22 protein-coding genes are annotated in these 25,731 nt (G+C 55.5%); 10 read left to right on the plus strand and 12 right to left on the minus strand.

Annotated elements, in window-relative coordinates; translation table 11 throughout:
- Window positions 1–100: 100 nt before the first annotated feature.
- Complete coding sequence (locus EP166_RS18070; protein WP_127559693.1) at window positions 101–2,542, plus strand: S49 family peptidase; 2,442 nt, start codon at window positions 101–103, stop codon at window positions 2,540–2,542.
- A 192-nt stretch (window positions 2,543–2,734) separates the two neighbouring features.
- Here EP166_RS18070 and EP166_RS18075 read toward each other — a convergent pair whose 3' ends face one another.
- The 3 genes from EP166_RS18075 to EP166_RS18085 form a co-directional block, all read right to left on the minus strand.
- On the minus strand, window positions 2,735–3,136 hold the full coding sequence (locus EP166_RS18075; RefSeq protein WP_127559695.1) for a hypothetical protein: 402 nt from the start codon (window positions 3,134–3,136) through the stop codon (window positions 2,735–2,737).
- 292 nt (window positions 3,137–3,428) lie between these two features.
- Window positions 3,429–4,100: a hypothetical protein gene (locus tag EP166_RS18080; protein WP_127559697.1), complete on the minus strand. Its 672-nt coding sequence runs from the start codon at window positions 4,098–4,100 to the stop codon at window positions 3,429–3,431.
- A 242-nt stretch (window positions 4,101–4,342) separates the two neighbouring features.
- A complete protein-coding gene (locus tag EP166_RS18085) occupies window positions 4,343–5,239 on the minus strand; it encodes a LysR family transcriptional regulator (protein ID WP_127559699.1) in 897 nt (298 codons plus the stop codon).
- 178 nt (window positions 5,240–5,417) lie between these two features.
- On the opposite strand from EP166_RS18085, the gene EP166_RS18090 reads away from it, so the two are divergent.
- Window positions 5,418–6,335, plus strand: a complete 918-nt coding sequence (locus tag EP166_RS18090) for an SDR family NAD(P)-dependent oxidoreductase (RefSeq protein WP_127559701.1) — start codon at window positions 5,418–5,420, stop codon at window positions 6,333–6,335.
- A gap of 515 nt (window positions 6,336–6,850) precedes the next feature.
- On the opposite strand, the gene EP166_RS18095 is transcribed toward EP166_RS18090, so the two are convergent.
- From EP166_RS18095 to katG, 4 genes are all read right to left on the minus strand, one after another.
- Entirely contained in the window at window positions 6,851–7,630 is a 780-nt protein-coding gene (locus EP166_RS18095) for an NYN domain-containing protein (protein ID WP_127559703.1), read from the minus strand.
- Window positions 7,631–7,696: 66 nt separating this feature from the next.
- Window positions 7,697–8,308, minus strand: a complete 612-nt coding sequence (locus EP166_RS18100; protein WP_127559705.1) for a hypothetical protein — start codon at window positions 8,306–8,308, stop codon at window positions 7,697–7,699.
- Window positions 8,309–8,415: 107 nt separating this feature from the next.
- A complete protein-coding gene (locus EP166_RS18105) occupies window positions 8,416–9,591 on the minus strand; it encodes an SIR2 family protein (RefSeq protein WP_127559707.1) in 1,176 nt (391 codons plus the stop codon).
- A 1,114-nt stretch (window positions 9,592–10,705) separates the two neighbouring features.
- Entirely contained in the window at window positions 10,706–12,925 is a 2,220-nt protein-coding gene (gene katG, locus EP166_RS18110; protein WP_127559709.1) for a catalase/peroxidase HPI, read from the minus strand.
- Between the two features lie 334 nt (window positions 12,926–13,259).
- Here katG and EP166_RS18115 point away from each other — a divergent pair, with 334 nt between their 5' ends.
- Window positions 13,260–13,898, plus strand: coding sequence for a lysophospholipid acyltransferase family protein (locus EP166_RS18115; RefSeq protein WP_127559711.1), 639 nt, complete (start codon window positions 13,260–13,262; stop codon window positions 13,896–13,898).
- Window positions 13,899–13,975: 77 nt separating this feature from the next.
- Entirely contained in the window at window positions 13,976–14,182 is a 207-nt protein-coding gene (locus EP166_RS18120) for a YjfB family protein (RefSeq protein ID WP_127559713.1), read from the plus strand.
- A gap of 44 nt (window positions 14,183–14,226) precedes the next feature.
- On the opposite strand, the gene EP166_RS18125 is transcribed toward EP166_RS18120, so the two are convergent.
- Window positions 14,227–15,081: a CLCA_X family protein gene (locus EP166_RS18125; protein ID WP_425470065.1), complete on the minus strand. Its 855-nt coding sequence runs from the start codon at window positions 15,079–15,081 to the stop codon at window positions 14,227–14,229.
- A gap of 81 nt (window positions 15,082–15,162) precedes the next feature.
- Here EP166_RS18125 and EP166_RS18130 point away from each other — a divergent pair, with 81 nt between their 5' ends.
- The 4 genes from EP166_RS18130 to EP166_RS18145 are packed head-to-tail and all read left to right on the plus strand — an operon-like array spanning window position 15,163 to window position 17,864.
- On the plus strand, window positions 15,163–15,786 hold the full coding sequence (locus EP166_RS18130; protein ID WP_127559717.1) for an anthranilate synthase component II: 624 nt from the start codon (window positions 15,163–15,165) through the stop codon (window positions 15,784–15,786).
- 55 nt (window positions 15,787–15,841) lie between these two features.
- The gene (trpD, locus tag EP166_RS18135) at window positions 15,842–16,879 is read left to right on the plus strand and encodes an anthranilate phosphoribosyltransferase (RefSeq protein ID WP_127559719.1); all 1,038 of its coding nucleotides are present in this window, start codon (window positions 15,842–15,844) and stop codon (window positions 16,877–16,879) included.
- Window positions 16,876–17,685 carry an indole-3-glycerol phosphate synthase TrpC gene (gene trpC / locus EP166_RS18140; protein ID WP_127559721.1) on the plus strand — a complete coding sequence of 270 codons (810 nt, stop codon included), beginning with the start codon at window positions 16,876–16,878 and terminating at the stop codon, window positions 17,683–17,685. Before trpD ends, trpC begins: the two co-directional genes overlap by 4 nt.
- Window positions 17,685–17,864 carry a hypothetical protein gene (locus EP166_RS18145; protein WP_127559723.1) on the plus strand — a complete coding sequence of 60 codons (180 nt, stop codon included), beginning with the start codon at window positions 17,685–17,687 and terminating at the stop codon, window positions 17,862–17,864. The genes trpC and EP166_RS18145 overlap by 1 nt, the downstream gene beginning before the upstream one ends.
- A 286-nt stretch (window positions 17,865–18,150) precedes the next feature.
- Here EP166_RS18145 and EP166_RS18150 read toward each other — a convergent pair whose 3' ends face one another.
- Window positions 18,151–19,881, minus strand: coding sequence for a DEAD/DEAH box helicase (locus tag EP166_RS18150; RefSeq protein WP_127559725.1), 1,731 nt, complete (start codon window positions 19,879–19,881; stop codon window positions 18,151–18,153).
- 238 nt (window positions 19,882–20,119) lie between these two features.
- Window positions 20,120–21,040, minus strand: a complete 921-nt coding sequence (locus tag EP166_RS18155) for a choline sulfate utilization transcriptional regulator (RefSeq protein ID WP_220432632.1) — start codon at window positions 21,038–21,040, stop codon at window positions 20,120–20,122.
- A 138-nt stretch (window positions 21,041–21,178) separates the two neighbouring features.
- On the opposite strand from EP166_RS18155, the gene betC reads away from it, so the two are divergent.
- The gene (gene betC, locus EP166_RS18160; RefSeq protein ID WP_127559727.1) at window positions 21,179–22,702 is read left to right on the plus strand and encodes a choline-sulfatase; all 1,524 of its coding nucleotides are present in this window, start codon (window positions 21,179–21,181) and stop codon (window positions 22,700–22,702) included.
- Window positions 22,703–22,784: 82 nt separating this feature from the next.
- Window positions 22,785–23,729: a choline ABC transporter substrate-binding protein gene (choX, locus tag EP166_RS18165; RefSeq protein WP_246026343.1), complete on the plus strand. Its 945-nt coding sequence runs from the start codon at window positions 22,785–22,787 to the stop codon at window positions 23,727–23,729.
- Window positions 23,730–23,737: 8 nt separating this feature from the next.
- Here the strand turns inward: choX and EP166_RS18170 are convergent, their stop codons facing one another.
- Entirely contained in the window at window positions 23,738–24,190 is a 453-nt protein-coding gene (locus EP166_RS18170; RefSeq protein ID WP_127559729.1) for a DUF4826 family protein, read from the minus strand.
- 101 nt (window positions 24,191–24,291) lie between these two features.
- The gene (locus EP166_RS18175; RefSeq protein ID WP_127559731.1) at window positions 24,292–25,686 is read right to left on the minus strand and encodes an aminoacyl-tRNA deacylase and HDOD domain-containing protein; all 1,395 of its coding nucleotides are present in this window, start codon (window positions 25,684–25,686) and stop codon (window positions 24,292–24,294) included.
- Window positions 25,687–25,731: the final 45 nt, after the last annotated feature.

Raw genomic sequence — 25,731 nt, forward strand, 5'->3', positions numbered from 1 at the left:
CCGCTAAGCCATCGACGCGAAAAACAGGACTTTCGTTACTGTTTGAGATAGGTGCATCGGCCTATGCTGACGTCTGACATCGCCTATAAGGACGTGAGCCATGCGCCGCCGTTTAATCACTCTGCCATTGCTGGTCTGTGCCAGCTTGCCTGCGATCGCTGAACAAACCGGTTTTCAACGGTATTACCAGCAAAACGAGTTTTCACTGACGTCGCCGGGTGCGATGAAATTCGGGTTGTACGGCTACGATAACCCGGCCGGGTTGCATTACCTGACCGAAGGCGATGTCACCGTTAACTGGACCAGCGACGACGTTTTGTACGACGACCAGCGTTGGAACGCCACACTCGCCGCGCCGGGCGTGAGCTTCAGCTTCGGTCGGGATAACCGGGGTGCTGACGCCATTCGCGAATACAAACTGGCGTTTGGCGGCGGCACCGACGCCAGCGCCGGCGGGTTCTCCATCGGCTGGTACGGTGGCGATACCGAAAGCCAGGATCTGCGCACCCATTTCACGCTGGGCTCGATCAATCGCCCCAATCGCTATACCTCCATTGGCCTGACCGGCACGCTCGCCACCGATACGCAATACTATCAGGGCGTGGTGGACGTGGCCGTGCGCCCCTTCGGCAATGAAACCCTGACGGTGTTTGCCGACTACGCCCTGGGGAACGACGAAGACTTTGAGGACGGCCATTGGTCGGCCGGGGCGGCCACCGAAGTCATGCCGGGCATTCGCCTGACCGGCCGCTATTTTGATACCGGAACCGTGACGGCGGGCCTGCAAGTGAGCCTCGGTCATGTTGGTTTCAGCGCCCAGTCACACCATGTGGATGAGGGCGATAACTATCAATCGTACTCGCTGCGTGCCGGCGGCTGGGACCGCAATGTGTTCGATGCCTGGTCGACCCGGGGTGACGACGTTCTTGAACTGAGCCTGAACGACGAGATGGCTTACCAGACCTTCGGCTTGTTCGACCGCCGCCGTTCGTTGCTCGATACCCTGCGCTACATCGACGCCGCCCGTTTGGATGACAACGTTGGCAGCATTGTTGTTAACACCACGCGCATGCAAGTTCCCGCCGCCATGGCCTGGGAAATCAAAACCGCGCTGGATGAATTCCGCGACTCCGGTAAAACCGTGTTGCTGTACATCGAAGACGGCGGCATGACTGAGCTGTTGCTTTCATCCGCCGCCGACGAAGTCATTCTGGACCCGATGGGCACACTGACAGTGCCAGGCTTTGTCTCCGGCAGTACCTACCTCGGAGAGTTACTGGCCCACTGGGGCATTGGCGTCGACGAATTCCGCAACCTCGAATACAAAACCGCCTTCGAGAGCCTGTCGCGCAGCGACATGTCGGCTGCCGACCGGGTACAACGCCAGGCGATGATCGACAGTTTCTACGAACTCTGGCAAAGCAGCATGGCCGATGGTCGTAACCTGTCGCCCGATGCGTTCAATCAACTGATCGACCGTGGCCTGTCACTGACCGCGGAAGACTTGCTGGACATGGGCGTGGTGGACCGACTGGCGCGTTATTCCGAACTGGATGACGTGCTGGAAACCGTGACCGGTACCGAACCTCGCCGGGTAGCGCCCGACGGGTTGCAAGTGCTGCGCGAGCCCCGCGACAACCAATGGGGCCCCGCTCACCGCATTGCGGTGGTGTATGCCACCGGCATGACCGCGACCGACAGCGGCATGCGCACCCGTGAACTGGCGGAATCGCTTCGGGAACTGCGCGAAGACGACGAGATTAAAGCCGTGGTGTTGCGTGTTGATTCACCGGGAGGGTTGATACTGGCGGCCGATCTGCTGGGCCAGGAAGTGAAACTGACCCAGGCTGAAAAACCCGTCGTGGTATCGATGGGCTCGCTGGCGACATCCGGAGGCTACTGGGTATCGATGCACGCGGGTACACTGGTGGCCTCACCCAACACCATCACCGGCAGCATTGGCGTGACCGGCGTGCGCCTGTGGGACGACGGCCTGGGCGACCGGTTGCGCCTGAACAGCGATTCCGTTAGCCGGGGTGCCTCTTCCGATGCAACCGCAGGCATCGGCCTACCGATTGCCGGGTTGACACTGCCAAGCCGGGACCTGACACCGGCCGAGCGCGCGGGCATCATGCGCCGCCTCGACAGTTACTACGATGCCTTCGTGACCCAGGCTGCAGAAGCCAGAGGCATCACCGTTGCCGAAATGCGAGCACTGGCGGCGGGCCGGGTCTACAGCGGCCGAGATGCCCATAGCGCAGGCCTGGTTGATGAACTGGGCAGTTTGACCCACGCCATTGACCTTGCCCGCAAACAAGCAGGCATCGCGGATCGCGATAAAGTGTTCCTGGTCGAAAGCCCGCGCCCCAGCGTGTCATCCTTGCAAGACTTGCGGTACCTGATCGATGTAGAAGGGGCGGATGCACTGGTGTTCAATCGGGATCTGTATCGGCAGCAGTATTTGCAAGATCTGGTCGAGTACCGCGGCCAACCGATGGTGTTGTTGCCGTATCATTATTTTGAGGGGTCTTTGGGGCGGTAGGGCAAGTAAGCTGCGACAATTTAGTTAACATCGGGTGGGCTAAGGGTTTGCCCGGTGTTACCGCATCGATTTTGCGACGAAGCTGACCCTTTGCTGAATCTGCCTACTTCTCATGGCGAGCTTGGCCAGCTAAAGCTGCACTCCTCTGCGCATACTGCGAAGAGCTTTTTTGAGTAGAAGCGCAGCGCCTAGTTAGTTTTTAAAATTTTTTTCGTGAACCAAAGCAATTTGCTCAATTATTGTAGCCTCTGCCACTTTTCGAGAACCTTCCATAAACCAGCATTTTCGACCAGGTATCGCATGTTGCGTATGGTATTTCGACATTTCATCGGAGAACAGAATCCACATGTAGGCCCTGCCTGACTCTGGTACGCATTCGTTTTCCTCGGATATTACACTACCATCTTCATTTAGAAATTCAGGCCAGATACCGTAAATTCCTTCTACGTTTATATCCTCACCCTCATAGTGAAGGTCTGATCTATACCCCTGAAATGGAGTTGATTGTCTACCGCCTTCCTCTGGGGTAAAAAATCGATACTCAACCAGAAAATCCGGGAGCTTTCCATTTCTCTCTTGATAGGGTTTCCACATCTCGACACCTCAGGGGAATCTGACACATTTTTTTTAGCGGTACCCTGAAAAGGGCGTCCGGTACAGGGCCGTGGGCCCGGAACGAATTGCAACTACTGGTTATGCTCTCTTATAGGTAGTATTTCGAAATCTTATTTTTTACCCGAGACATATCCTTGCCGCTAGCCTCTGCAAAATCGATCAAGTCATCCTCAATAATACTGCCAGGACACCCTCAATAACAGTTTCAAACTTAACTAAACTAGGGCCAAGTAGGGTGTCCTATTAGCTCGCTTTCACGCGAGCCTAACGCTTACTCAACACGAACTGAGGCGGGTTCGCTGACTTCCAATAAATTTTCTGGAATGGATAGGTACGATTGATAAAAATCTTCATCCATCGTATTGCCTGAAAACTTATCCACAATTTTTGTATCACCTTGATAAACGCTAAGTGACACGCCGTTGCCCATACCGCTCGATTCTACGACTACATATTGGTAGTTGCCGCGCGTAAAAGAAAAGTAGTCTTCACCCACTCGACCTACTTGGTTGTGGTAGGTTTTAAAGGGCGCATCAGCCGTGGCAACACTTTCGAGTTCAATGCTGTTTTCTTCACCATAACGGTAAATTAATGCATCGTTATTGGCAGATAAACACAGTGATACCAGTTTGGATGTTGGCACGAGCTTGTAGAGGGTATTGGCATCCGGATTTAACACCACATTTTGCATTTTTGCAGTAAGGTAAATGGTTTCACCACCAAGGCATAAATGGGCTATGGGCGCTTCTGGAATAGGGGCGCTGACGTTTGTCGTCGGTGTTCCGGGTACCGTAGGTATTTCAGGTGCCGGAGCGGGCTCCGTAACTGGCATTGTAACAGGCTCCGCTTTCGGTACAGATGCTTCTGTTTTTGATGATTCTTGTTGGCAGGCGGCTAAACTCACCATTGCCGCCAACATCATACTTTTTGTAACAACATTCATTTGGATTCTCTATTTTTTTGAAGTCCGGATGCTGCCCGGACACCCACAATAACACTTGACCCTCAGACATCCAACCAGTGGTTTATACAGCATCGCTGGAAAGCGTGGACACCCATCAATATTAATAGCTTCAAGCTATGAACTGAATGACCATGATAGCCGACTATTCTGTGTGTCTAATTAGTCCTGCCCATATATGAGTGTGTACCCGGTTGAGCCACTAAACCAAGAGCGCACTTTAGCTAGGCTGTTTTCGAAGTTTTGACGGCGTTGATAAATACCCGAAGTGCCGATGCAATGTGCCTGTTGCCAGGGAGATAGAGAAACGCATTCGGCAATTCGGGGCACCAGTCGTCAAGTAAGTTAATGAGGCGTCGAGACTTTAATTCGTCATGCACCGAACTTTTAAATACGTAAGCGATACCCAGCCCAGCGAGTGCAGCTTCAATCATGAGTCCTTCCTGATTCAGAATCAGTGTGCCTGGCGTCTCAATCTTTAAGGGTTGGCCGCCTTTTTCAAATTCCCACGCTAGAATTTTTCCATTTGGAAGCCGGATGCGGATGCATTCGTGTGAATGGAGGTCATCGGGGCTTTTTGGGGTGGTGCGCTGCGACAGATACTCCGGGGAAGCGACAGCAATACAACGCGTTGGTCTACCCAATTGAACCGCAATCATGTCTTGGGGAATGGTGCCTCCCAGTCGTATGCCGGCGTCAAAACCGTCTTTGACTATGTCCACCAGACGGCCTTCAGTCACTATGTCGAGTTCTATATCTGGGTAGTTTTTTTGAAAGGCGGGAATGACCTCTCGTAGCAGAAGCCTAACGCCTTGCTCAGGTGCGTTGATGCGAACTCGACCCGTTGGTTTATCCCGGAATCCGTCAATTTCGCCAAGCGCTGTGCGTACTTCGGCCAAAGCCGGTTGCAGGCGCGCAAGCAGTTTCTCCCCTGCTTGTGTTGGGGCCACACTGCGAGTTGTGCGATGGAGCAATCGTACGCCCGTTCGCTGTTCGAGGCGGCGTATTATGTGACTGACGGTCGATGGTGACAGTTCTAGAACGTCCGCTGCCTTTCGAAAGGAGCGCAATTTGGCAACCTCGACAAAGGTATTCAGCTCCGTCAAGTCTGGGGTGGTCATAGGCATACTTCCGACTGTGATTCATGGCGTTTTGACATGATGACATACTAAATGCTGCGATTGTTTAACTATTTGTTCGGGCGTCTAATCACACCTTGCCCCGATGATCCGCCTGATAAACGGACGCACCGTCGGTGGCAATCCAAGGCGGCTTTGCATCAAATAGGAGAGGGTAGGCATGTCATTTTTCTCAATGTTCAGATCAAAAGGGCCGACGGGTTATGGTTATGGCTCAACGGCCGAAGACGTCACTGAGGGGCTCTCACTTGCAGGCAAGACGATCCTGGTAACCGGTTGTAACTCAGGTATCGGGCAAGAGGCCTGCAGGGTTCTATCTCTGCGCGGAGCGTTGGTTTTGGGCACTGCGCGTACCAAAGAAAAAGCTTCGGCTGCATGCGCCAAGTTTCCAGGCCATGCGATCGGCTATGCCTGTGAACTTGCAGACCCAGCGTCGGTTCGAGACTGTGTATCTTCAATCATTGCTGATGGGCACGAGCTCGACGCCATTATTTGTAATGCGGGCATAATGATGCTTCCCAAACTTGAGAAGGCACACGGATATGAGCTGCAGTTTTTTACCAATCATATTGGTCATTTCATGCTGGTGACAGGCTTGCTTGGGCAACTGACAGACAAAGGCCGAGTGGTGATGCTGAGTAGTGAGGGGCACCGGAGTTCACCCGCGCAGGGGATTGATTTTGACAACCTTTCAGGCGACAAGGGCTACCAGCCTTTGATGGCCTACGGCCAATCAAAAATGGCGAATTTGCTCTTCGCTAAAGAGTTGCAGCGTCGTTTTACTGGTACCGATAGAACCGCCTATGCAGTGCACCCAGGCGTTGTTGATACCAACCTATCACGTAACCTGGGGCCTGCACTGCGCAGAGTATTGGCTGTCGTTGCGCCCCTGTTTTTGAAAACCGTGGGTGAAGGCGCTGCAACGGAAGTCTTTGCCGCTGTTAACCCTAAGGCACTTTCTTTGGCTGGGCATTACCTCGCGGATTCAAACGTGAAAAACTCTCGCGCTGACGCCGATAATAAAACGCTTGCCGCCAAACTGTGGGAGGAATCCGAATTGATCGTCAAATCGATCTAGTGACCAGGCTTGGCTTGTAAAGCACAGGGGATAAAAATGCCGCCGGATGCCGCCGGGACATCCACAATAAGACTTGACCCTCAGGCAGTCAACCAGTGTTTTGTACAGCATTGCTAAAGACCAAGGTGGACATCCATATTAACACTTGACGCAAATAGCGCGCTGCAGAGACACCCATTGCTCGCTTATAAATATAGCCTATTGAAAACTCGTTCTTGATAGCCACCTAATGTGGGTGTCACTACAGTATGGGTGTCGTGTTGTTGCCGTATTATTATTTTGAGGGGGCGTTGGAGCAGTAGGGCAACGGTTAGTCCTTGGCTTGTTGATTGAGATCGGGCAGCCTATAGCTGCCCGATGATTCTGTATTGATCTTACGAAGGGGCTGACTCCTGTTTGCTTGCCTACTTCATGGGTAACTTGGCTGCCTAATGCCAGCCATCCGCGGCGCCCTGACGAGGGCCTCCGGTGGAGTGCTGAAGACCCAGAACAGGCTCGATGGCTTTATAAGAGTTTTATCTTCGGGTCTCTTTGACATAGATGTCATGAACTTTGCTGCTACCAGACTGCCGCCTATCAATTTGGAAAAGTCCAATGGCTTCAATAAGCTTTGTCAGAGTCGGGTAGCCGTATGTTCTGGAGTCAAAGTCCGGATATTGACGTTTTATAAGTCCACCACACGGGCCAAGTGGAGCCCAAGCGTCGTCATCAGCATATTCAGAGATCGCATTTCTAAGAATGTTTAGAAGGCGTGTGTCACTCCGAAGCCTTCTTTCCTCCGGGCTCGTTCCGACGGGGTTCGCTACCTTGGCTGCAGTTGTGTTTGGTTCAGAGTCTTGATCTGTATCTAGATCCCTCAGCACCTCAGTGGATATGAAGTCATCACATGCATTTCTGAATGCAATAGGGGTTTTCTTCTCTCCAACACCAAAAACGTAAATCTGAGACTCTTTTAGTCTAGAAGCGAGCTTCGTGAAATCACTGTCACTTGATATTAGCGCGAATGCATCGAACTTATTTGAATACAGCAAATCCATTGCATCTATAATCATTGCTGCGTCTGATGAGTTCTTGCCCTGCGTATAAGAAAATTGCTGAACTGGATTAATTGCTAATTCGTTTAATGGCTGTTTCCAGTTACGCAAGTGATTAGAGCTCCAATCACCATATGCCTTTTTAACAATAATGTGACCATGCTTAGATAGCTCAGCTAAAACAGCTCCCAAAACCGAATATTGAGCATTTTCTGCATCAATAAGTACTGCAATCTTTTTTTCTGAATCTAAATCTTTCATCAAGACTCCATTTATAGGCGGATAACTTTTAGGGCACGGGTCAAGTTCACAGTTTAAGCATTCGGTCTAGTTAGAAGCTTCTTCCAATGCAACCTCCCGTAACCTCTTTGGCAGTAAAAATCGAGCAAAGAATGCCTCCAAAAAATGCATCTCCATAATTATCTGGAGACGCCTTATACCGTCTCTGACTTTTCCTACGATTTCACCAGCTTCACTTAAATGAACGTCATAGTCTCCTTGCGATCCGATAGTTTCTGGGAAATACGACTTATTGAATAACCACTGATGGGTGTCCGAATTATCATCGCCAGTCGATGTGGGCTCCCAGTAGGGAACCTGAATATATTCTCGTAATTTACTATAGTTTCGTACTATTTGTTCAACTTCCTTAAGATAGTGCGCTTTTAAAGGACCAGAAAAGCGAACCAAGTCTGATTCATCCTTCCATTGAGTTTTAAGATCATCCAGAGGGTAAAAGTTGGAGATAAGTATGGCTCGTGCTTGGTAAACATCAAAGTCCATAGCCTTCATATGCTCTTCCGAAACAAGCTCAAGAATCTTTTCAGCTCTCTTCCTGTCTCGATCAAATTTAGATTCTAAAACTGGACGGAACAGAGCTAACAGACCTGCGATAGAACCTACTAGAAAAAAATAGTCCTTTATGTCAGATATACTCATTAACTCTCCTTGATATTTAGCGCTTAAGTTCAGCGGCGTTTGAGGCGACGCGTGCTTTTTCGGCAGCAAAAGTACGTGGCGGGTCAAACGTCCGCTACAATGAATTGTTAGGCCCGTGCTGGGTTGAACAAGAACTCGACTGCGTCTTCACCAAAGCCATCCCACCAGTATTCAGTTTTCTCGGTATCCACGAAACCATATCTCGCCTTGAATTCAGCGATGCCACCAGCATCTTGCTGGTAGTCTACAAATTTCACGTTATCCTTGAGCGTATCCAGAACACGCTCGTCCCACCACGAGTCCTGATAATTTGTAATCAGTTGATAGAGGGCGATGCGCAGATATTCATCGTGATCTGGTAGTGAGAACCCAATCACAGAGACACCTAGATTCATGTCTCCTGATCGGCCTAACCCGTGCCAAAAGTCGAGCAGTGGCGTTGCATAGACGATCTTGTAGTGCGACGGAGAAAGTATTACGGGTGTCTCAAGCGGCTCTGCCTTTGAGTAGAAGTCGTCGGTGCCGCGAATTCGGAAAACGTGATTCAGCGGATCATCTGGGCTTCTCGGCCCATCTACAATTGGTGTGGCGGAAAATCGGGTTTCGTCGTTAAATATGGCATTGTGGGGAAGGCCATCGAAGCCTTGAACCCGCCAATCTTCAATGGACCTCAGGTATTGCCGATTACTAAACCAGTCCAGAGATCCATGTAGCTTCAGGATGACGACCTCATCCACTGAGCTATCTACTGTATTGCTCCAACGACCAATTTCGGAGTAGCGAAAAGGGAACAGTCGATACGGCTTGCCAACATGCTCCAACGCGCGTTCTAGCACGTTATCGTAATTCAGCGTAAGAACGACATCGTGTGTCGAAAGGCGCCTAGCAAATTCGTAGTAACAGTCAGGAAGGCTGTCCCCTTCGGGAGTGTGATCGTGTATAAATTGGCCAAGAAAACGCTTCACCATAACTTGGCTTTCATTTCCATCATCGCTCCACGTGCCACTGCCCCTTAGTCCAAGAAAGTGTTCAATATCCAGGAAAGACAGGAAAGCTTCTAAATCGATGTCGTCTTCCGAGATGGTTTCGTCGAAGCACCTTTTTCGATATTCGATGTAGTTTTCAATATCGACTTGGAACTTGGTCTCAACACCGTGGATAGCTTCAACCCGCCGTTTTATGGATTGAAACAAGCCAGCAGCCAGCGGCAGTCCTGCCGGCACCGAAAAGCCTGCGCCGAGGACGAAGATTCGGAGCCCGGGATGTTGTGAAACTTGATTCATAGGGCCTAACGCCAACAGCAGGAGCGCCGCTTTTTGGCGTCGCGCTGCCTGTGATTGTTAGGCCTTGTACGGGCCGATATTTCCTGAGAATACCCATGTATCACCATACAGATTCAATTTCCCCTTAACACGACAGCGTACCTTTTAGGCGGTTTGAACGACCTCGTCAAACTGAATGCTGGCTAAATCTTGGCTTACGTATTTCGGATAAACAAGGCGGAGATTCGAAGCGATGAACGCTCCGTGCTCAGTTCGCTTCGCCACATCTTCGACCCTGAAATCACCCTATTCATCAGATCCAGAAAGCATGAACGCGACTTCACCATCTCTCACGATAAGCCTATCCGCATCAAGAACGAATTCCCCATCTTATACTTCCAACTCTCCAGAATAAGCTTTCATCCGTTCTCTCTACTTTTAGCCTAACAGATTATTCATATCAAAAATGAAAATGATCCAGGGCCAATACAAGCACTGTATTTATAACCAACCGACTACAACCCCTACCACAGAGCTCCAAACCCAAATCTCAGCTTTTCCGACCACGCGAATATCAACCCGTAAAAACCTATAAATCTGTCAACTATCCAGAATAGTTCAACACATTTGTAACATATCCACGGAGATATTCTGGATGCGTTACCTTTTAGCCACCTGATAGTGCTTTGCCATAGCACTCCCGTAAGTCAGCAGCGACTTCAAGTACGCAGCTAAAAGTACACAACCAACCAAATCAATCAGAAGGGGTTTGGTGGCTGGCATTCACAGCAAATCAACGGATATAAGTCGACCAGACTCGTTACCGCCCGGCCGGTTACATGGCACACCAAGGCAAAATATTTTGTGTTTTCACCTTCTCACTCGGTGACAGGGTTGGCAAGAACTTATTTCAAGGGGGTGTCAGACGTGTCCGCTCGTCAGAGAGATAGGGATGGGGGGGAGGGTTCTGTGGTCAGTTTGCTTCCTGTCGCGCAGGGGACTGCCCTCCCACGGTGTGGTGATGATGGAGTAGTGAGGGCGTGGGTGGTTTTGCAGAGTGGAAAAGTCTTCGCGCATAATAGAAGGCCGGATGCCCTTGCAGGGCATCCGGCCTTGGTCTTAACAGTACAGGCTATTACGCCAGATCAAACCGATCAGCATCCATCACCTTGGTCCAGGCAGCCACGAAGTCTTTCACGAACTTCTCTTTCGAGTCGTTCTGGGCGTAGACCTCAGCAATGGCGCGCAACTGGGAGTTGGAGCCAAAGATCAGGTCGACACGAGTACCCGTCCACTTCACCTCGCCGCTCTTGCGGTCCTTACCTTCGAACACGTCGGCTTCAGACGATACCGGCGCCCACTCGGTGTTGATGTCGGTCAGGTTCACGAAGAAGTCGTTAGTGAGTTTTCCCGGTGTTTTGGTCAGCACGCCGTGTTTGGCCTGCTTGTAGTTGGCGTTCAACACGCGCATACCTCCGACCAGTACCGTCATTTCCGGTGCACTCAGGCCTAGCAACTGAGCTTTGTCGACCAGCATTTCTTCGTCGGAGACGGTGAATGCCGCGCGACGGTAGTTGCGGAAGCCGTCGGCTTCGGGTTTCAGCCAGTCGAACGCTTCCACGTCGGTCTGGTCGTCGGTGGCGTCGGTGCGGCCCGGTGTGAACGGCACGTCTACCGAGTGGCCTGCGTCTTTCGCGGCTTTTTCAACGGCCGCAACGCCACCGAGTACGATCAGGTCGGCCAGCGAGACTTTCTTGCTGCCGGACTGGTCGTTGAAGGCTTTCTGCACGCCTTCCAGCGCTTTGAGCACCTTGGCCAGCTGATCTGGCTGGTTCACTTCCCAGTCTTTCTGGGGCGCCAGACGAATGCGGGCACCGTTGGCACCACCGCGCATGTCGGAACCGCGGAAGGTGGAGGCGGATGACCAGGCGGTGTAGACCAGTTCGGAAACCGACAGACCGGTTGCCAGAATCTTGCCTTTCAGGTCGGCAATGTCGCTGGCGTTGACCAGTTCGTGATCGACCGCGGGCACCGGGTCTTGCCAGATCAGGTCTTCAGCCGGAACTTCCGGGCCCAAATAGCGGGCTTTCGGGCCCATGTCGCGGTGGGTCAGCTTGAACCAGGCGCGAGCGAAGGCGTCGGCGAATTCTTCCGGGTTTTTATGGAAGTGCTGGGAAATCTTCCTGTATTCCGGGTCTTCGCGCATGGCCATGTCGGCAGTAGACATCATAATGCCGACTTTGGTGGACGGATCTTCCGGGTCCGGCGCCATGTCGCTGTCTTTCAGGCCTTTCGGAGCCCACTGCTGCGCACCGGCCGGGCTCTTGGTCAGTTCCCATTCGTAGCCGAACAACACGTCGAAGTAGCTCATGTCCCACTGGGTCGGGGTCGGCGTCCAGGCACCTTCCAGGCCACTGGTGGTGGTGTCGCGGCCTTTGCCTTTACCGTGGCTGTTTTTCCAGCCGAAGCCCATGGCTTCAATGGGTGCACCTTCGGGCTCGACCCCGACTTTCTCAGGGTCACCTGCACCGTGGGTCTTGCCGAAGGTGTGGCCACCGGCGGTCAGGGCGACGGTTTCATAGTCGTTCATTGCCATGCGGGCGAAGGTTTCGCGAATATCGCGGGCCGAGGCCAGTGGGTCCGGTTTGCCATCGGGGCCTTCCGGGTTCACGTAGATCAGGCCCATCTGCACGGCTGCCAGGGGGTTTTCCAGTTCCCGGTCACCGGTGTAGCGGCTGTTGTCTTTGTCGCTGGTGGCCAGCCATTCTTTCTCGGCGCCCCAGTAGATGTCTTCTTCCGGCTGGAAGATGTCGGCGCGGCCACCGGCGAAGCCAAAGGTTTTAAAGCCCATGGATTCCAGTGCGACGTTGCCGGTCAAAATAAACAGGTCGGCCCAGGAAAGCTTGTTGCCGTACTTCTGTTTGATCGGCCAAATCAGTCGGCGGGCCTTGTCGAGGTTGCCGTTATCGGGCCAGCTGTTGAGCGGCGCAAAGCGCTGGTTGCCGGTGCCCGCACCGCCACGGCCATCGCCGGTACGGTAGGTGCCGGCGGCGTGCCAGGCCATGCGGATCATGAAGGGGCCATAGTGGCCGTAGTCGGCGGGCCACCAGTCCTGCGAGTCTTTCAGCAAGGCTTCGATGTCTTTCTTGACCGCGGGCAAGTCGAGTGATTTGAAGGCTTCCGCGTAATCGAAGTCGTCGCCCAAGGGGTTAGATTTTGGCGCGTGCTGGTGCAGGATCGCCAGGTTCAGCTGATTCGGCCACCAGTCCATGTTGGCGGGGCCGGTGGTCATTTTGGTCCGTGAACCGTGCATCACCGGGCATTTGCCGGCTGCTTCTGTTTGATTCGTGGTCATAACTCTCTCCGTCTGTGACTGTTGGGTTGCGTTATTCTGGTTATAGGGTCGTGTAACGTTAGTCGGGACTCGGTGAACTGGCCACTCAACCCGACGACTTTACAGCCTGTCTGCCGGGAGCCAGCACCGGTCTGAGCCATGTCAGTCAATATCAGGGGATGCGGATAAGTCATGGCTTCCTTACCGCCTTACTACTCACACTAGTTATAGCAGTGGTCAGTCATTGCCATAAGTTTGTTTTAACGACCGGTGCAATAGCTTTTGTATATCGGCTGTGTGTCAGTGCCCGGTATGGGTTAACATCGGGCCTGATGTAGAAAAACTCAGGATCACTATGCACAACAATAAGAAAAAAACGGCCGTGGCAGCGGGTGGCTCGCCGCTGCGCCGGCTGGCCATTGGTTTGTTGCGACTGGCGGGCTGGTATGTGGAACCCTTTCCGGACCTTCCCAAGGCCATTGTCGTAGGCGGGCCACATACCTCGAACTGGGATGGCGTATTGGGCATTACCGCGGGCATCGCGCTGGCGCTGCACGCCCGGTTTATGATCAAGAATTCCCTGTTCAGGTGGCCCTTTGGCTGGATGCTGAAGAAGCTGGGCGGTATTCCGGTCGACCGCTCCAAAGCCGGCGGTGTGGTGGGGCAGACCGTGGCCGAATTGAGCCGCCATGACCGCATCATCATTGTGATGACGCCGGAGGGTACCCGCAGCAACGCCGATACATGGAAAACCGGGTTTCACCATATCGCCCGCCAGGCGGGTGTACCCATTGTGCTGGCAACGGCCGATTACCGCAGAAAGCAGGTCACCTTTCCGCTGATTCTGGAGCCGAGTGAAGACCTCGAAGCGGATATGCAACGCATCTATGAATGTTTTTCTGATGTCACGCCGCAGCATCCAGAGAAATTGTCTCGTCCGGTGAAAGTGCTGTTTGATCAAAAGCAGGCGGATGCTCAGTCGGGGCAACGTTGAAACAAACTGTAAACGACCATTAAGTCCCGAAGGGTCTGGCCGATGCAGTAGGCTCATACTCAATCGACGAGCCGCAGATGAACCTTGGATCCATCAGTTCGGTGGCCGCTTACTCCACGGCCCAGGCCACCAACGAAGCCAAAGGCGAGGCCGGTCTGAAAGTCCTGAAGCAGGCGACGGACCTACAGGCGGATCTTGCCCTGCAACTGATACAAAGCATCAACCCCGGGCAGGCGGCCGACCCCATCGGCAACCTCGGTCAGAACGTCAGCGTTCGGGTCTGAACCCACCCACAGAAGCCGCCGCCAGGGCGGCTTTTTTAGTTGCTTTACTGACCGGCCGGGCTTCCCTGCCGGGCCAGGGCATTACCCAGCGCCTGAAAATACCGGTTAAACGCCTCGTTAATGCGGGCTCTCTGAGCCGCTTGCGGGTAGAGGCCCTGTTTCGCCTCGGGCGATTCCAGGGTGCCTTTCACCAGAAAGTGATTCTTTAGCGGGGCATCCTGAACAAAGGCTTCAAATGACCGGGCAGCCAGTTCCTCCGGCAGGCTGTAATACAGGCCGCCCTGACTGCGGTCGGCCTCGACCGAGCGTTTGAACAGCTCGCTCGTTCCGGTACCCGCCTCGTTCAGTAAGATGGCCTGGTAGCAATCGAACAGCAGCTGGTTCAGTGGGTGCCCGATGGCCGGGCTGTCGGCGAGCCAGGCCGACGAGGCGAAGCGACCGGCCGTGGCGGTTTTAAAGGCCTTGTCCGCAAGGTAGTGATCGAGGGCGTGAAACCACTCATGGGCAATGCTGCCCGGCCCGGCGTTTTTGGCCAGGGCCAGGGTGCGTGAGGCCGGTTCATAGTGGGCGGCTACGCCCGGCTGGCCCCCGCGGCCGTAGGTGAGCGACAGGGTGCCGCGCAACGACAGCAGGTCGGCTGTGCCGTGCAGAATGGTCTGCAAGTCGGCGAGCGCATCGTAAAAGTGATTGGCGGTGCTGGCCTGCTCGGCTTTGGTGACCCAGCGGCCAATGGTGACGGTGCGCAACCCGAAACGGCGTTTGACGTCACCAAAGCCGACCTCGCGATCCCCCCGATGGTTGGGGCCGTTGCGGTAGAAGTCGCGGTCGAGCAGTCGCTGGGTGGGCGTGCGCTGAATGGGGTGTCTCCTGCGTGCCGGGTTGGGTAGTAAGGTTAACAGACATGCATTTTAACGGGTGTTGATTCAAACTGTCGCCCTGCTGTTGAAACGACAAGGTAATGAACAATGCCCCGAGTGGTCATGATCGATAATCACGACTCCTTCACCTATAACCTGGTGCACTACCTGCAAGAGCTCGGCGCCGATGTCGTTGTGGTGCAGAGCGATGCCACCACACTGACTGATCTGGATGCCCTGGCACCGGATGCCCTGATGATTTCACCGGGGCCCTGTACGCCCAACGAAGCCGGCATTTCAATGGCGGCGGTGCAGCATTTTTCCGGTAAAACGCCGGTGTTGGGGGTGTGTCTGGGTCATCAGTGCATTGGCCAGGTCTTTGGCGCAACTGTCTTGCGGGCCGGGCGGGTGATGCATGGCAAGACGTCGCTGGTGCATCACACCGGGCAAGGGGTCTTTACCGGCCTTGAAAACCCCTTTCAGGTTACCCGCTACCATTCGCTGGTGATCGATCAAGCCACTTTGCCGGAATGCCTGGAAGTTACGGCCTGGACGGAAACGCCGGATGGCGCCGTCGAGGAAATCATGGGCGTTCGGCACCGTTCGCTGGCGGTGGAGGGGGTGCAGTTTCACCCGGAATCGATTCTGACTCACCATGGCCATGCGCTGCTGGCGCGGTTTCTGGAGGTTCCCCTGCCTGCGGCGCTATCGGCCGCTCCGGGGCCTGATCAGCCTGCCGCAATCTGATATAGTGTTGCGAAACTTAACCACCCCCCTTCTACCCTGACCCGCAGGAGCGAGCATGGATATCAAGTACGCCTTGAAGCGCATTTCCGAACACGGCCACTTCAGCCAGGAGGACATGCAATTGGTCATGCGCCAGATCATGACCGGAGAATGCACCGACGCCCAGATCGGTGCCTTCCTGATGGGCCTGCGTATGAAGGGGGAAACCATCGAGGAAATCACCGGCGCGGCCATGGTGATGCGTGAACTGGCCGCCAGCGTGAATGTGAACGTTGATCACCTGGTCGATACCTGCGGCACCGGCGGTGATGGTCAGGATTTGTTCAACGTCTCAACCGCCGCCGCCTTTGTTGTCGCCGCTGCCGGTGGCCGGGTGGCCAAACACGGTAACCGGGGCGTGTCGTCCAATTCCGGCAGTGCCGATTTACTCGAAGCGGCAGGCATCAACATCAACCTGACGCCGGATCAAACCGCCCGGGCGGTTGAATCGGTCGGTGTTGGTTTTATGTTTGCACCTGGCCACCACAGCGCCATGAAGTACGCCATTGGCCCGCGCAAGGAACTGGGCATGCGCACCATTTTCAACATCATTGGCCCGCTGACCAACCCGGCTGGCGTGAAACGCCAGGTCATCGGGGTATTCACTGAAAACCTGTGTGAACCCCTGGCGCATGTGATGAAACGCCTGGGCAGTGAACACGTGATGGTCGTGCACTCCAAAGACGGGCTCGATGAATTCAGCATCGGCGGCAGCAACTTTGTGGCTGAACTGAAAGACGGTGAAGTCCGCAGTTACAAAGTGCGCCCGGAAGACGTAGGGCTGGCGACCCAGGGGCTGTCTGGTCTGGCGGTGCAGAATTCCCAACAGAGTTTCGAACTGATCAAAAACGCCCTGACTGGAGCGAGCGATGAGATCTCCGCCCGGGCCGCCGACATTATTGCGTTGAATGCCGGCGCAGCGATTTACGTATCGGGCGTGGCCAGCGATCTGGAACAGGGTATTGCCATGGCGCAGGATGCCATCTCGACCGGTCTGGCATTTGAGAAAATGAAAGAACTGGCGGCGTTCTCCGACGCCCTGACCGGAGCCTGACCGTGACCGACACACCGACCATTCTGAAAAAAATCAACGATCGCAAGCGCGAAGAAATCGCTGAACGCTCGCGGCGCGTCAGTGCGCTGGACCTTGAGCGTGAATTCGAACGGCACCCGGCACCGCGTGGCTTCGCCCGGGCGCTGAACGCCAAAATTGAAGCCGGCAAGGCCGCGGTCATCGCCGAAATCAAAAAAGCATCGCCCAGTAAAGGCGTACTGCGCGACCCCTTCGTGCCCGTTGAAATTGCACAGAGTTACGAGCGCGCCGGTGCCGCCTGTTTGTCGGTGCTCACCGACAGGGATTTTTTTCAGGGTCATGAAGACTACCTGGTTGCTGTGCGCGACGGCTGCGCGTTGCCGGTGATCCGCAAAGACTTCCTGATCGACCCCTATCAGATCACCGAAGCCCGAGCCCTCGGCGCCGACTGCGTGCTGTTGATTGTTGCCTCGCTCGAAGCCGCTCAACTGACCAACTTGCACGACCAGGCCCGGGAACTCGGCATGGATGTGCTGGTTGAAGTGCACGATGCCGCTGAAATGGAGCTGGCACTGCGCCTGGAGACGCCATTGATAGGAATCAATAACCGGAATCTGCACACCTTTGAGGTCACCCTGGATACGACATTGGCGCTGAAAGACGCCGTCGACGAAGGGCGCACCCTGATCACCGAAAGCGGCATTCTGACACCGGCCGACGTTGAATTAATGCGCAATAACCGCATCAATGCCTTTCTGGTCGGTGAGGCTTTCATGCGCGCCGACGACCCCGGTACACGAATGAACGAATTGTTTGGAGATCTCTGATGCCACCTATTGTGACGATTCTGGTTGTACTGGCACTGGTGATGTTGGTGGTGATTAAAATCACCTCGGCCAAGGGCTCGGAAGTCAGTGAAGAGCAGGCGGCGAAGTATTCGAAGTGGATTCGGATTCTGGTGCCTCTGGTGCTGATTGGGGCGGCGATTAAGTATTTTATTGGGTAAGGGCGAGCTGAGAGTTTCGAGCTTCGAGCTGCGAGTTTTTAGTGAAAATAGTCGGAGCTTGCAGTCAGCTTAGTGTCAGGTGCCGGGTGTTCCCTATCTGGGGAAGTCTGAGGCATGGATGCCGAAGCCTAGGCCCCATGGATGGGTGAGTGGGCGGCATCCCGCCCGACCCCAGATGGCCCCACCCGGTGCCTGACACGGACTCGTACCACTAAAGCAAACCCAAACTCCGAAACAAAAAAAGCGACCCGAAGGTCGCTTTTTTTATGAGCGCAAAACCAGAGTATTAATCAGCTTTGCGGGGTTTGCGTGGCTTGCGGTCGCCGGCGGGTTTGCGCCGTGCCGGTGCGCCGACCGGGCTGTCTTCCCAGGCACGCAGGGCCATGGGGCGACCTTTGACGCGGGTCTTTTTCAGCTGTTCCAGAATTTCCTTGGGCATGCCGGTAGGCAGGTCGACCAGGGTGTACTGTTCCTGAATGCTGATGTTGTTGATGAAACGGCCTTCGATGCCGGCTTCATTGGCAATGGCACCGACAATGTGGCCCGGCTCAACGCCGTCTTTACGGCCGACGTCGAGACGGTATTTCTGGGCGTCGTAATCCAGCGGGCGGTCACGCTTGGCGCCGCGTTCCGGACGGGGTTTTCCATCACGGCCCGGGCGGTCATCGCGGTCGCGAGTCGGGCGCGGCTTCGGATCTTCCGGTATCTGCAGCGGCTTGTCTTCCTGCGCCATCATCGCCAGCGCAGCGGCCAGATCGCGTGCATCGACCGGATTTTCGGTGTTCTCGACCCAGCCATCGATCATGGCGCGGAAGAAGGTTAAATCGGCGCTTTCAATGCGCTCCAGCACATCGGCCTTGAACTGGCCGGCGCGGTGGTCGCTCAACTGGGCAGCGCTTGGCAGCGGGTAAGGCTTCAGTTGCTGCTTGGTGACGCGTTCGATATCGCGCAGCAAGCGACGCTCGCGCGGCTTGACGAACATGATCGCCTTGCCACTGCGACCGGCACGGCCGGTACGGCCGATGCGGTGGGTGTAGGTCTGTACATCGCCGGGAATGTCCCAGTTGATGACGTGGCTGATGCGTTCAACGTCGAGGCCACGGGCGGCCACGTCGGTAGCAATCACCAGGTCGAGCTTACCGCTCTTGAACTGGTTGATGATGTCTTCACGCTGCTTCTGGGCAACGTCGCCGCTAAGAGCGGTACAGGCATGGCCACGGGCGGCCAGCTTGTCGGCCAGAAACTGGCTTTCAACCTTGGTGCGCACGAACAGAATCGCCGCGTTCCACTCTTCCACTTCCAGAATTCGGGTCAGGGCTTCGAGCTTGTCGATGCCGCCGACGTGCCAGACGAACTGCTCGATCTTCTCAAGGGCGGCCTGGCTGGCCTGAATTTCAATGCGTATCGGGTCTTTCAGGTACTGCTGGGTCAGGCGTTTGACCTGCTGAATCATGGTGGCTGAGAACAGGGCAACCTGCTTGTCGGCCGGGGTGTGTTCCAGAATCCAGTCGATGTCTTCAACAAAGCCCATGCGCAGCATTTCGTCGGCTTCGTCGAGCACCAGGTGCTTGAGGTTGGTCAGGTCGAGCGAATTGCGACGCAAGTGGTCCATGACACGGCCCGGCGTACCGACGATGACCTGAGGGTTCTGTTTCAGGCCGCGCAGCTGGTTGCGCATGTCCGCACCGCCGTAAATCGGCAGCACGTTAAAGCCAGCAGAGCCTTTGGCATACGACTGGAACGCCTCGGCCACCTGAATGGCCAGTTCGCGGGTCGGACACAGCACCAGGGTTTGGGGCGCCTGGACTTTGCTGTCCATGATGCTCAGCAGCGGCAAAGCAAAGGCGGCGGTCTTACCGGTGCCGGTCTGGGCCAGGCCCAGTACGTCTTTACCCGCCACGATGGCAGGAATGGCCTGCTGTTGAATCGGCGTCGGGGTTTCGTAGCCAAGCTTGGTCAGGTTTTCAAGTACATTGGGCGCCAGGCCCAGTTGGTCAAAACGGGGGGTATCAGTCATTCAGAACACATCCTCGAGGGGTCGCACCACGCGTACCCGGGCTTCAAGAAGGAGCCGCTTTCGAGTCGTACCGGTAATCCGGCGTATTCCCAGACAAGGCAGGAATCGGTCAAATAGGCTCCCTTCAGGCCAAACGGTTTCGTTCAGCTTATGGTAAAAACGGGGCGCGGAGTATACACAATAGTGGCCTGTTTGTCTGCTACTAATACGATGGCGCAGTGTCGGGCTTATGCGGCGCTCAGCGGCCCGCCATGGTTTCCCGGCCTTCCTCGACTAACCAGTCGACAAACTCCAGTACCAGGGGTGCAACGGCGCGGTTGGTCGGGAAGACAATGTGGTACCCATTGAGCGATTGCAGTGGTGTCTCTGTCAGGGCGACCAGGGCGCCGCTATCGAGCATGGGTTCGATAAAAGGGGACCAGCCAATGGCAACGCCCTGACCGGACAGCGCGGCCTGCAGCAACAAGGTGTAGTTGTTGAACATCAACTCGGGTTCGCGCGGCGCTGATCCGATGTTGAGTCTTGAGAACAGTTCAGGCCAGTCGAACCAGCGGGCATTGTGGTCTGCTTCTAACTGCAGCAATGGCAGCTCGGTGAGCCGGGCAGAGCCTGAACCCGCGGGGTACCGCTCCAGCAATGCCGGGCTGCACACCGGGATGACCTGCTCGGTAAAGAGCGGGCGTGTGGGCGCCGAGATGTCGTGGCCGTTGCCAAACAACAGGGCAATGTCGACATCGGCCTGGTCGGGTGTCACCGACTGTTGCGACGTGACCAGTCGGACGTCCACATTGGGGTGTCTGGTTCGAAAATGCCGCAGCCGCGGCAGAATCCAGTAACTGCCCAGCGCATAGTCGGTGGCGACGTTGATGACGTCATGGTGCGCCTGTTTCCGTGTTTGCTGCACCCCTTTGAGCAGTTGTGTCAGCCCCTGAGCGACGGGCGTATAGAGCTGATCGCCCGCCCGGGTCAGCTGCACCCCGCGATGCGTACGCTGAAACAGGGGGCTGCCAATCTCAACTTCCAGCCGTTTCACATGCTGGCTGATCGCCGACTGGGTACTGCCCAGTTCCTGTGCCGCGGCGGTAAAGGAATGCAGCCGGGCCGCGGCTTCAAACGCCATTAGCAAGGTCAGTGGTGGCAGGCTGTTTGAGTTTGGCATTAGTTATTCTTATGTCTGGTATTAGTAAGCAGTCAGTTTACAGAGCACTTTTGGCGGAGCAACATGCATTTGGACATTAATTGAATTGATGGGCGAGCTTTGCAACAGGCCCCCCTGATTCTGACGCCTGGAGTGACCATGAACCCAACTCAACCCAACATTCTGTTCATCATGGCGGATCAGATCACCGCATCGGCGTTGCCGGTGTACGGTAATCGGACGGTGAAAGCGCCTCATCTGGAGAGCCTCGCTAAACAGGGCGTGGTGTTCGATTCCGCCTACTGCAACAGCCCCTTGTGCGCGCCCTCCCGCTTTGTGCTGATGACCGGGCGCTTGCCGGCCAAAATCGGGGCTTACGACAATGCCGCGGAACTGCCGGCCGATGTGCCCACCTATGCGCATTACTTGCGCAACGCCGGTTATAAGACGGCGCTGTCCGGCAAAATGCATTTTTGCGGGCCGGATCAGCTGCACGGGTTTGAAGAACGCTTTACCAGCGACATTTACCCGGCTGACTTTGGCTGGGCGGTCAACTGGGATGAGCCGGAAAAGCGGCCTACCTGGTATCACGACATGTCATCGGTGACTCAGGCAGGCCCTTGTGTGCGGTCGAACCAGCTCGATTACGACGATGAAGTCGGCTTTCATGCGCGTCGTTACCTGTATGACCAGGCTCGCAGTACCGATAAACGCCCCTTCTGCCTGACTGTGTCGATGACCCACCCGCACGACCCCTACGCCATTCCCGAGGAATACTGGAACCGGTACCGGGATGAAGACATCGATCTGCCCAAAGTCCGTCTCGAAGAATCGCAACGGGATCCGCATTCCAGGCGGTTGCGCGCGCTCTACCAGGCCGACACCACAGAATGTGATGATAACCAGATCCGTAATGCTCGCCGGGCCTACTACGGTGCAATCAGTTACGTTGATGATCAGGTCGGTGCCTTGCTCAAAACACTTAAGGAAACCGGGCTGGACAAAAACACTCTGATCGTCTTTTCCGGCGATCATGGTGACATGCTGGGTGAGCGCGACCTCTGGTACAAAATGAGCTGGTTTGAAGGCTCGGCCCGGGTGCCGCTCATTGTCTGCGCACCGGATCGTTACCAGCCCGCGCGCGTTAACGCCAGTGTCTCGACGCTCGACCTGCTGCCCACCCTGGTTGAAATGGCCACGGGTGCAGCGCCCCGGCTGGCCACGGATATCGAAGGTCGCAGCCTGGTGCCGCATTTGACCGCTGATGGCGGGCATGATGAAGTCATCGGTGAATACATGGGCGAAGGCACGGTCGCCCCGGTGATGATGATTCGCCGGGGGGACTGGAAATACATTTACTGCCCGGCCGACCCGGACCAGCTCTATAACCTGGCCAGCGATCCGGATGAACTCAGCAATCTCGCAACCGATCCGGAATTTTCGAGTGTCTTGCTCTCGTTTCGTGAAGAAGCCGCCAAGCGCTGGGACATGGAAAAGATTCAGCAGGAAGTTCTGGACAGCCAGCGTCGCCGTCGCCTGGTGGCCGAAGCCCTGTCAAAAGGGCGCGTCACCTCCTGGGATTACCAGCCCTGGTTTGATGCGAGCCAACAATACATGCGCAACACCGTCGATTTGGGTGACCTGGAGCGGCAAGCTCGATTGCCCGTGGTGCCCGGGGCGTAATCAGTCGCCCAAGTAAACCCATGAAGGAGACCCGGGAGCCCAACCCCGCGTCAATCATCGAGCATTAAACAGAGGATCTAGCATGAAGATGCGCAACACCTTACGTCTTGGAACGGGCCTTGTTGCCCTGTGTGCCCTCGGGGCGACGGTTCAGGCCGATGTGGCTGAAAGCTGTCGTTCGGTTCATTTCAGTGACCCGGGCTGGACTGACATTAATGTCACCAACGCCGTGGCAACCACGCTGCTTGAAGGCCTGGGGTATGAGACCGATGTCGATTTGCTGGCTGTCCCGATCGGGTTTGAATCGTTGCAGGCCAACGACATCGATGTGTTTTTGGGCAACTGGATGCCGGCTCAACAGGCCTTTGCCGACAAGTACGCCGATGGCTATGAGCGGGTGCGCGCCAACCTGGAAGGGGCCAAGTTCACCTTGGCCGTGCCGGCGTATGTGCATGAAGCCGGTGTCGAGTCTTTTGCTGATCTGGCCGACCACGCAGACGCCTTTGACCGTCGCATCTACGGGATTGACCCCGGCGCACCGGCCAACAGCCTGATCCAGAGCATGATCGATGCCGGTGATTTCGGACTGAGTGGCTGGGAACTGGTTGAATCCAGTGAGCAGGGCATGCTCAGTCAGGTGGATCGGGCGGCACGACGTGATGAATTCGTGGTGTTTCTGGCCTGGGAGCCGCACCCGATGAATCTGCACCATGATCTGGTCTACCTGACTGGTGGTGACGACTACTTCGGGCCGAATCTCGGCGGTGCTACGATCTACACCCTGACTCGAAACGGCTACCGCGATGAGTGCCAGAACGCCGGACGCTTGCTGACCAACCTGGTGTTCACGCTGGAAATGGAAAACCAGATCATGAGCGCCATTCTGGATGATGGCGAAACACCGGAAGCCGCCGCCAGCACCTGGCTGGCCAACAACACCGATGTACTGCCTGCCTGGCTAAACGGTGTGACTACCGTCGATGGCGACCCCGGTCTGGCGGCTGTTGAGCAGGCACTGAGTCGCTGAATACCGCCTTACCAGAGTGACGCTTCATCTACCCAGCGCTGCAACCGCAGCGCCCGGTCTTCAATCAGCCGGCCGACCTTGGGTCGGTCGGCTATGTGCTCAATTCTGAAGTCACCGTAGTCATCACCTTGCTTTAACCGGTGTGCGGCGTATAGCCACTTGCTGGAAAAATAGCGCAGGATTTCTCGTGGGTGATCAACCAGGTTGTTGATGCCGACGATGTCGCAGGGGTGGTCACCCGCCAGCCCATACCAGCCATCGAAACCCGGTGTTCCCAGGCTGCTGACGCGCCAAATCGACACAAAGGGTACCTTGGCCCAATAGGGGTCCGGGTCGATGGGGCCAATAACAATGCTCCGGCTTTCAAAATAACCCAGTAGGTCGCGCTTGCGTTCACGCAGCCACAGCCCGCGGTTAAAGCGGTTACGGTAGTCGGGCAGGGAAGGTTTGGGCTTGGGCATCGTCGGGCTCAAAATACAGGGTTGAGTCAGAGGATTTCCATTGAACTCAGTTTCCAGCCTGGCGTCAACGTCGTTCCCTTAGGGAATTGTTCAGAAGCTCCCTAGCTTTCCAGCCCGCGGATGATGCCTTCGATCTGATCCCGGGAGGCCACCAGGGTTTCCATGATGTCGTCCACCTCATCCGGTTTGATGTGCAAGTGCTGGTAGACTGACGGGTCGATCGGCTGGTTGTCGCCGGGCAGTAGACCGTATTGTTGGAGCAGGTTGTTGGCCAGATAAACCATCTGGGCGTGGTCGGAGCCGGTGCCCAGGTAGTCGGGTTCCGCCTGGTAGCGTATGCCGAGGCAGACTTCGCTCGGCATTTGCCAGCTTTTCATCAGGTAGGCGGCTATCTGGTCGCCGGAAATGCCGAGCAGGTGTTGTTCGACAAACTGGTGGGGCAGGTGGCGGTTGGCTTCACGCATGCGGCAGACCGCTGAAAAATGCGGCCGGAAAGCGTGCGAAAGCACCAAATAGCCAAAGTTGTGCAGCAGGCCAGTGAGGTACACCAGGCCGAAGCCAGGCCTGAATTCGCGTGGAATCAATGAAAGCAGGGCGCCACTGGCGGCGGCGACGTAAACGGCTTTGGTCCAGAAGGGCGCAAAGCCTTCGGCGTTGTCGCTGGGCAGATCGAGTGTTTTGCCGAGCGCAAGGCCGAGCGACAGGTTCATCACCAGGTCGTAACCCAGCACCCGGACAATCGCATCCTGAACCGACTTGATTGACCCCGGTGCGGCGTAATAGGACGAACTGGCCCAACTGACGACCTGGGCGGCGAGGCTTGGGTCATTTTCAACAATGCGGCTGAGCTTGCTGATGTCGGCATCCGGGTCGACGCGCAATTTAATGATGGCCTGGGCCGTCGCAGGCAGCGGTGGAATCTCCAGTGTCTCTTCGATGCGCTGGCGTATGCGCAGGGCGGTGAAGCTGTTCAGTGAGCGGTGTATGAGCTCGCGATCCTGTTCGAATAGATCGATGCCCTGGTCCGGGCTGATGTCGGGCAAGGGTTCGCATAAATCGGCAACGCGGGTGGTGTCTTTGTGTTTCAGCAGTTGGGCATTGGCCAGGCGAATCAGACCGTGACGGCTGCCGCTGTAGACGAACACTTCATCAAGCTGATAGAGCCGCTCATCAATCAGGGTTTCCGCTTCCATTAAATCATCGAAGGCAGGCAACGTACTCACTGAGAGTTTCAGCTTGATCTTGTTGATTTCCGGCAGGGCCAGCGGTTGCAGCTGCCGCCCGGTCAGGCGCTTGACCTTCTCAAGATCGAGCAGGGTGTCTGAGCAAAAGAAGATCTGAACCAGTCCGAAGGTGTCCCTTAATAGCGCCACTTCAGCGCGGATGCCCCTATGGCCGTCTGCGTCGAGTTCATGAGCGATACTGTGCTTGCGCAAATGCTGTTTGACCAGAAATGGGAGGTCTTTGTTGTTGGGCTCGGCCATGGGACTCGCCATTGAGTATGAATCCTTCGATTTGGTTTCTGGAGTTTAGATCATTAT

Source organism: Saccharospirillum alexandrii (assembly GCF_004000275.1).
GTDB classification, from domain to species: Bacteria; Pseudomonadota; Gammaproteobacteria; order Pseudomonadales; family Natronospirillaceae; genus Saccharospirillum; species Saccharospirillum alexandrii.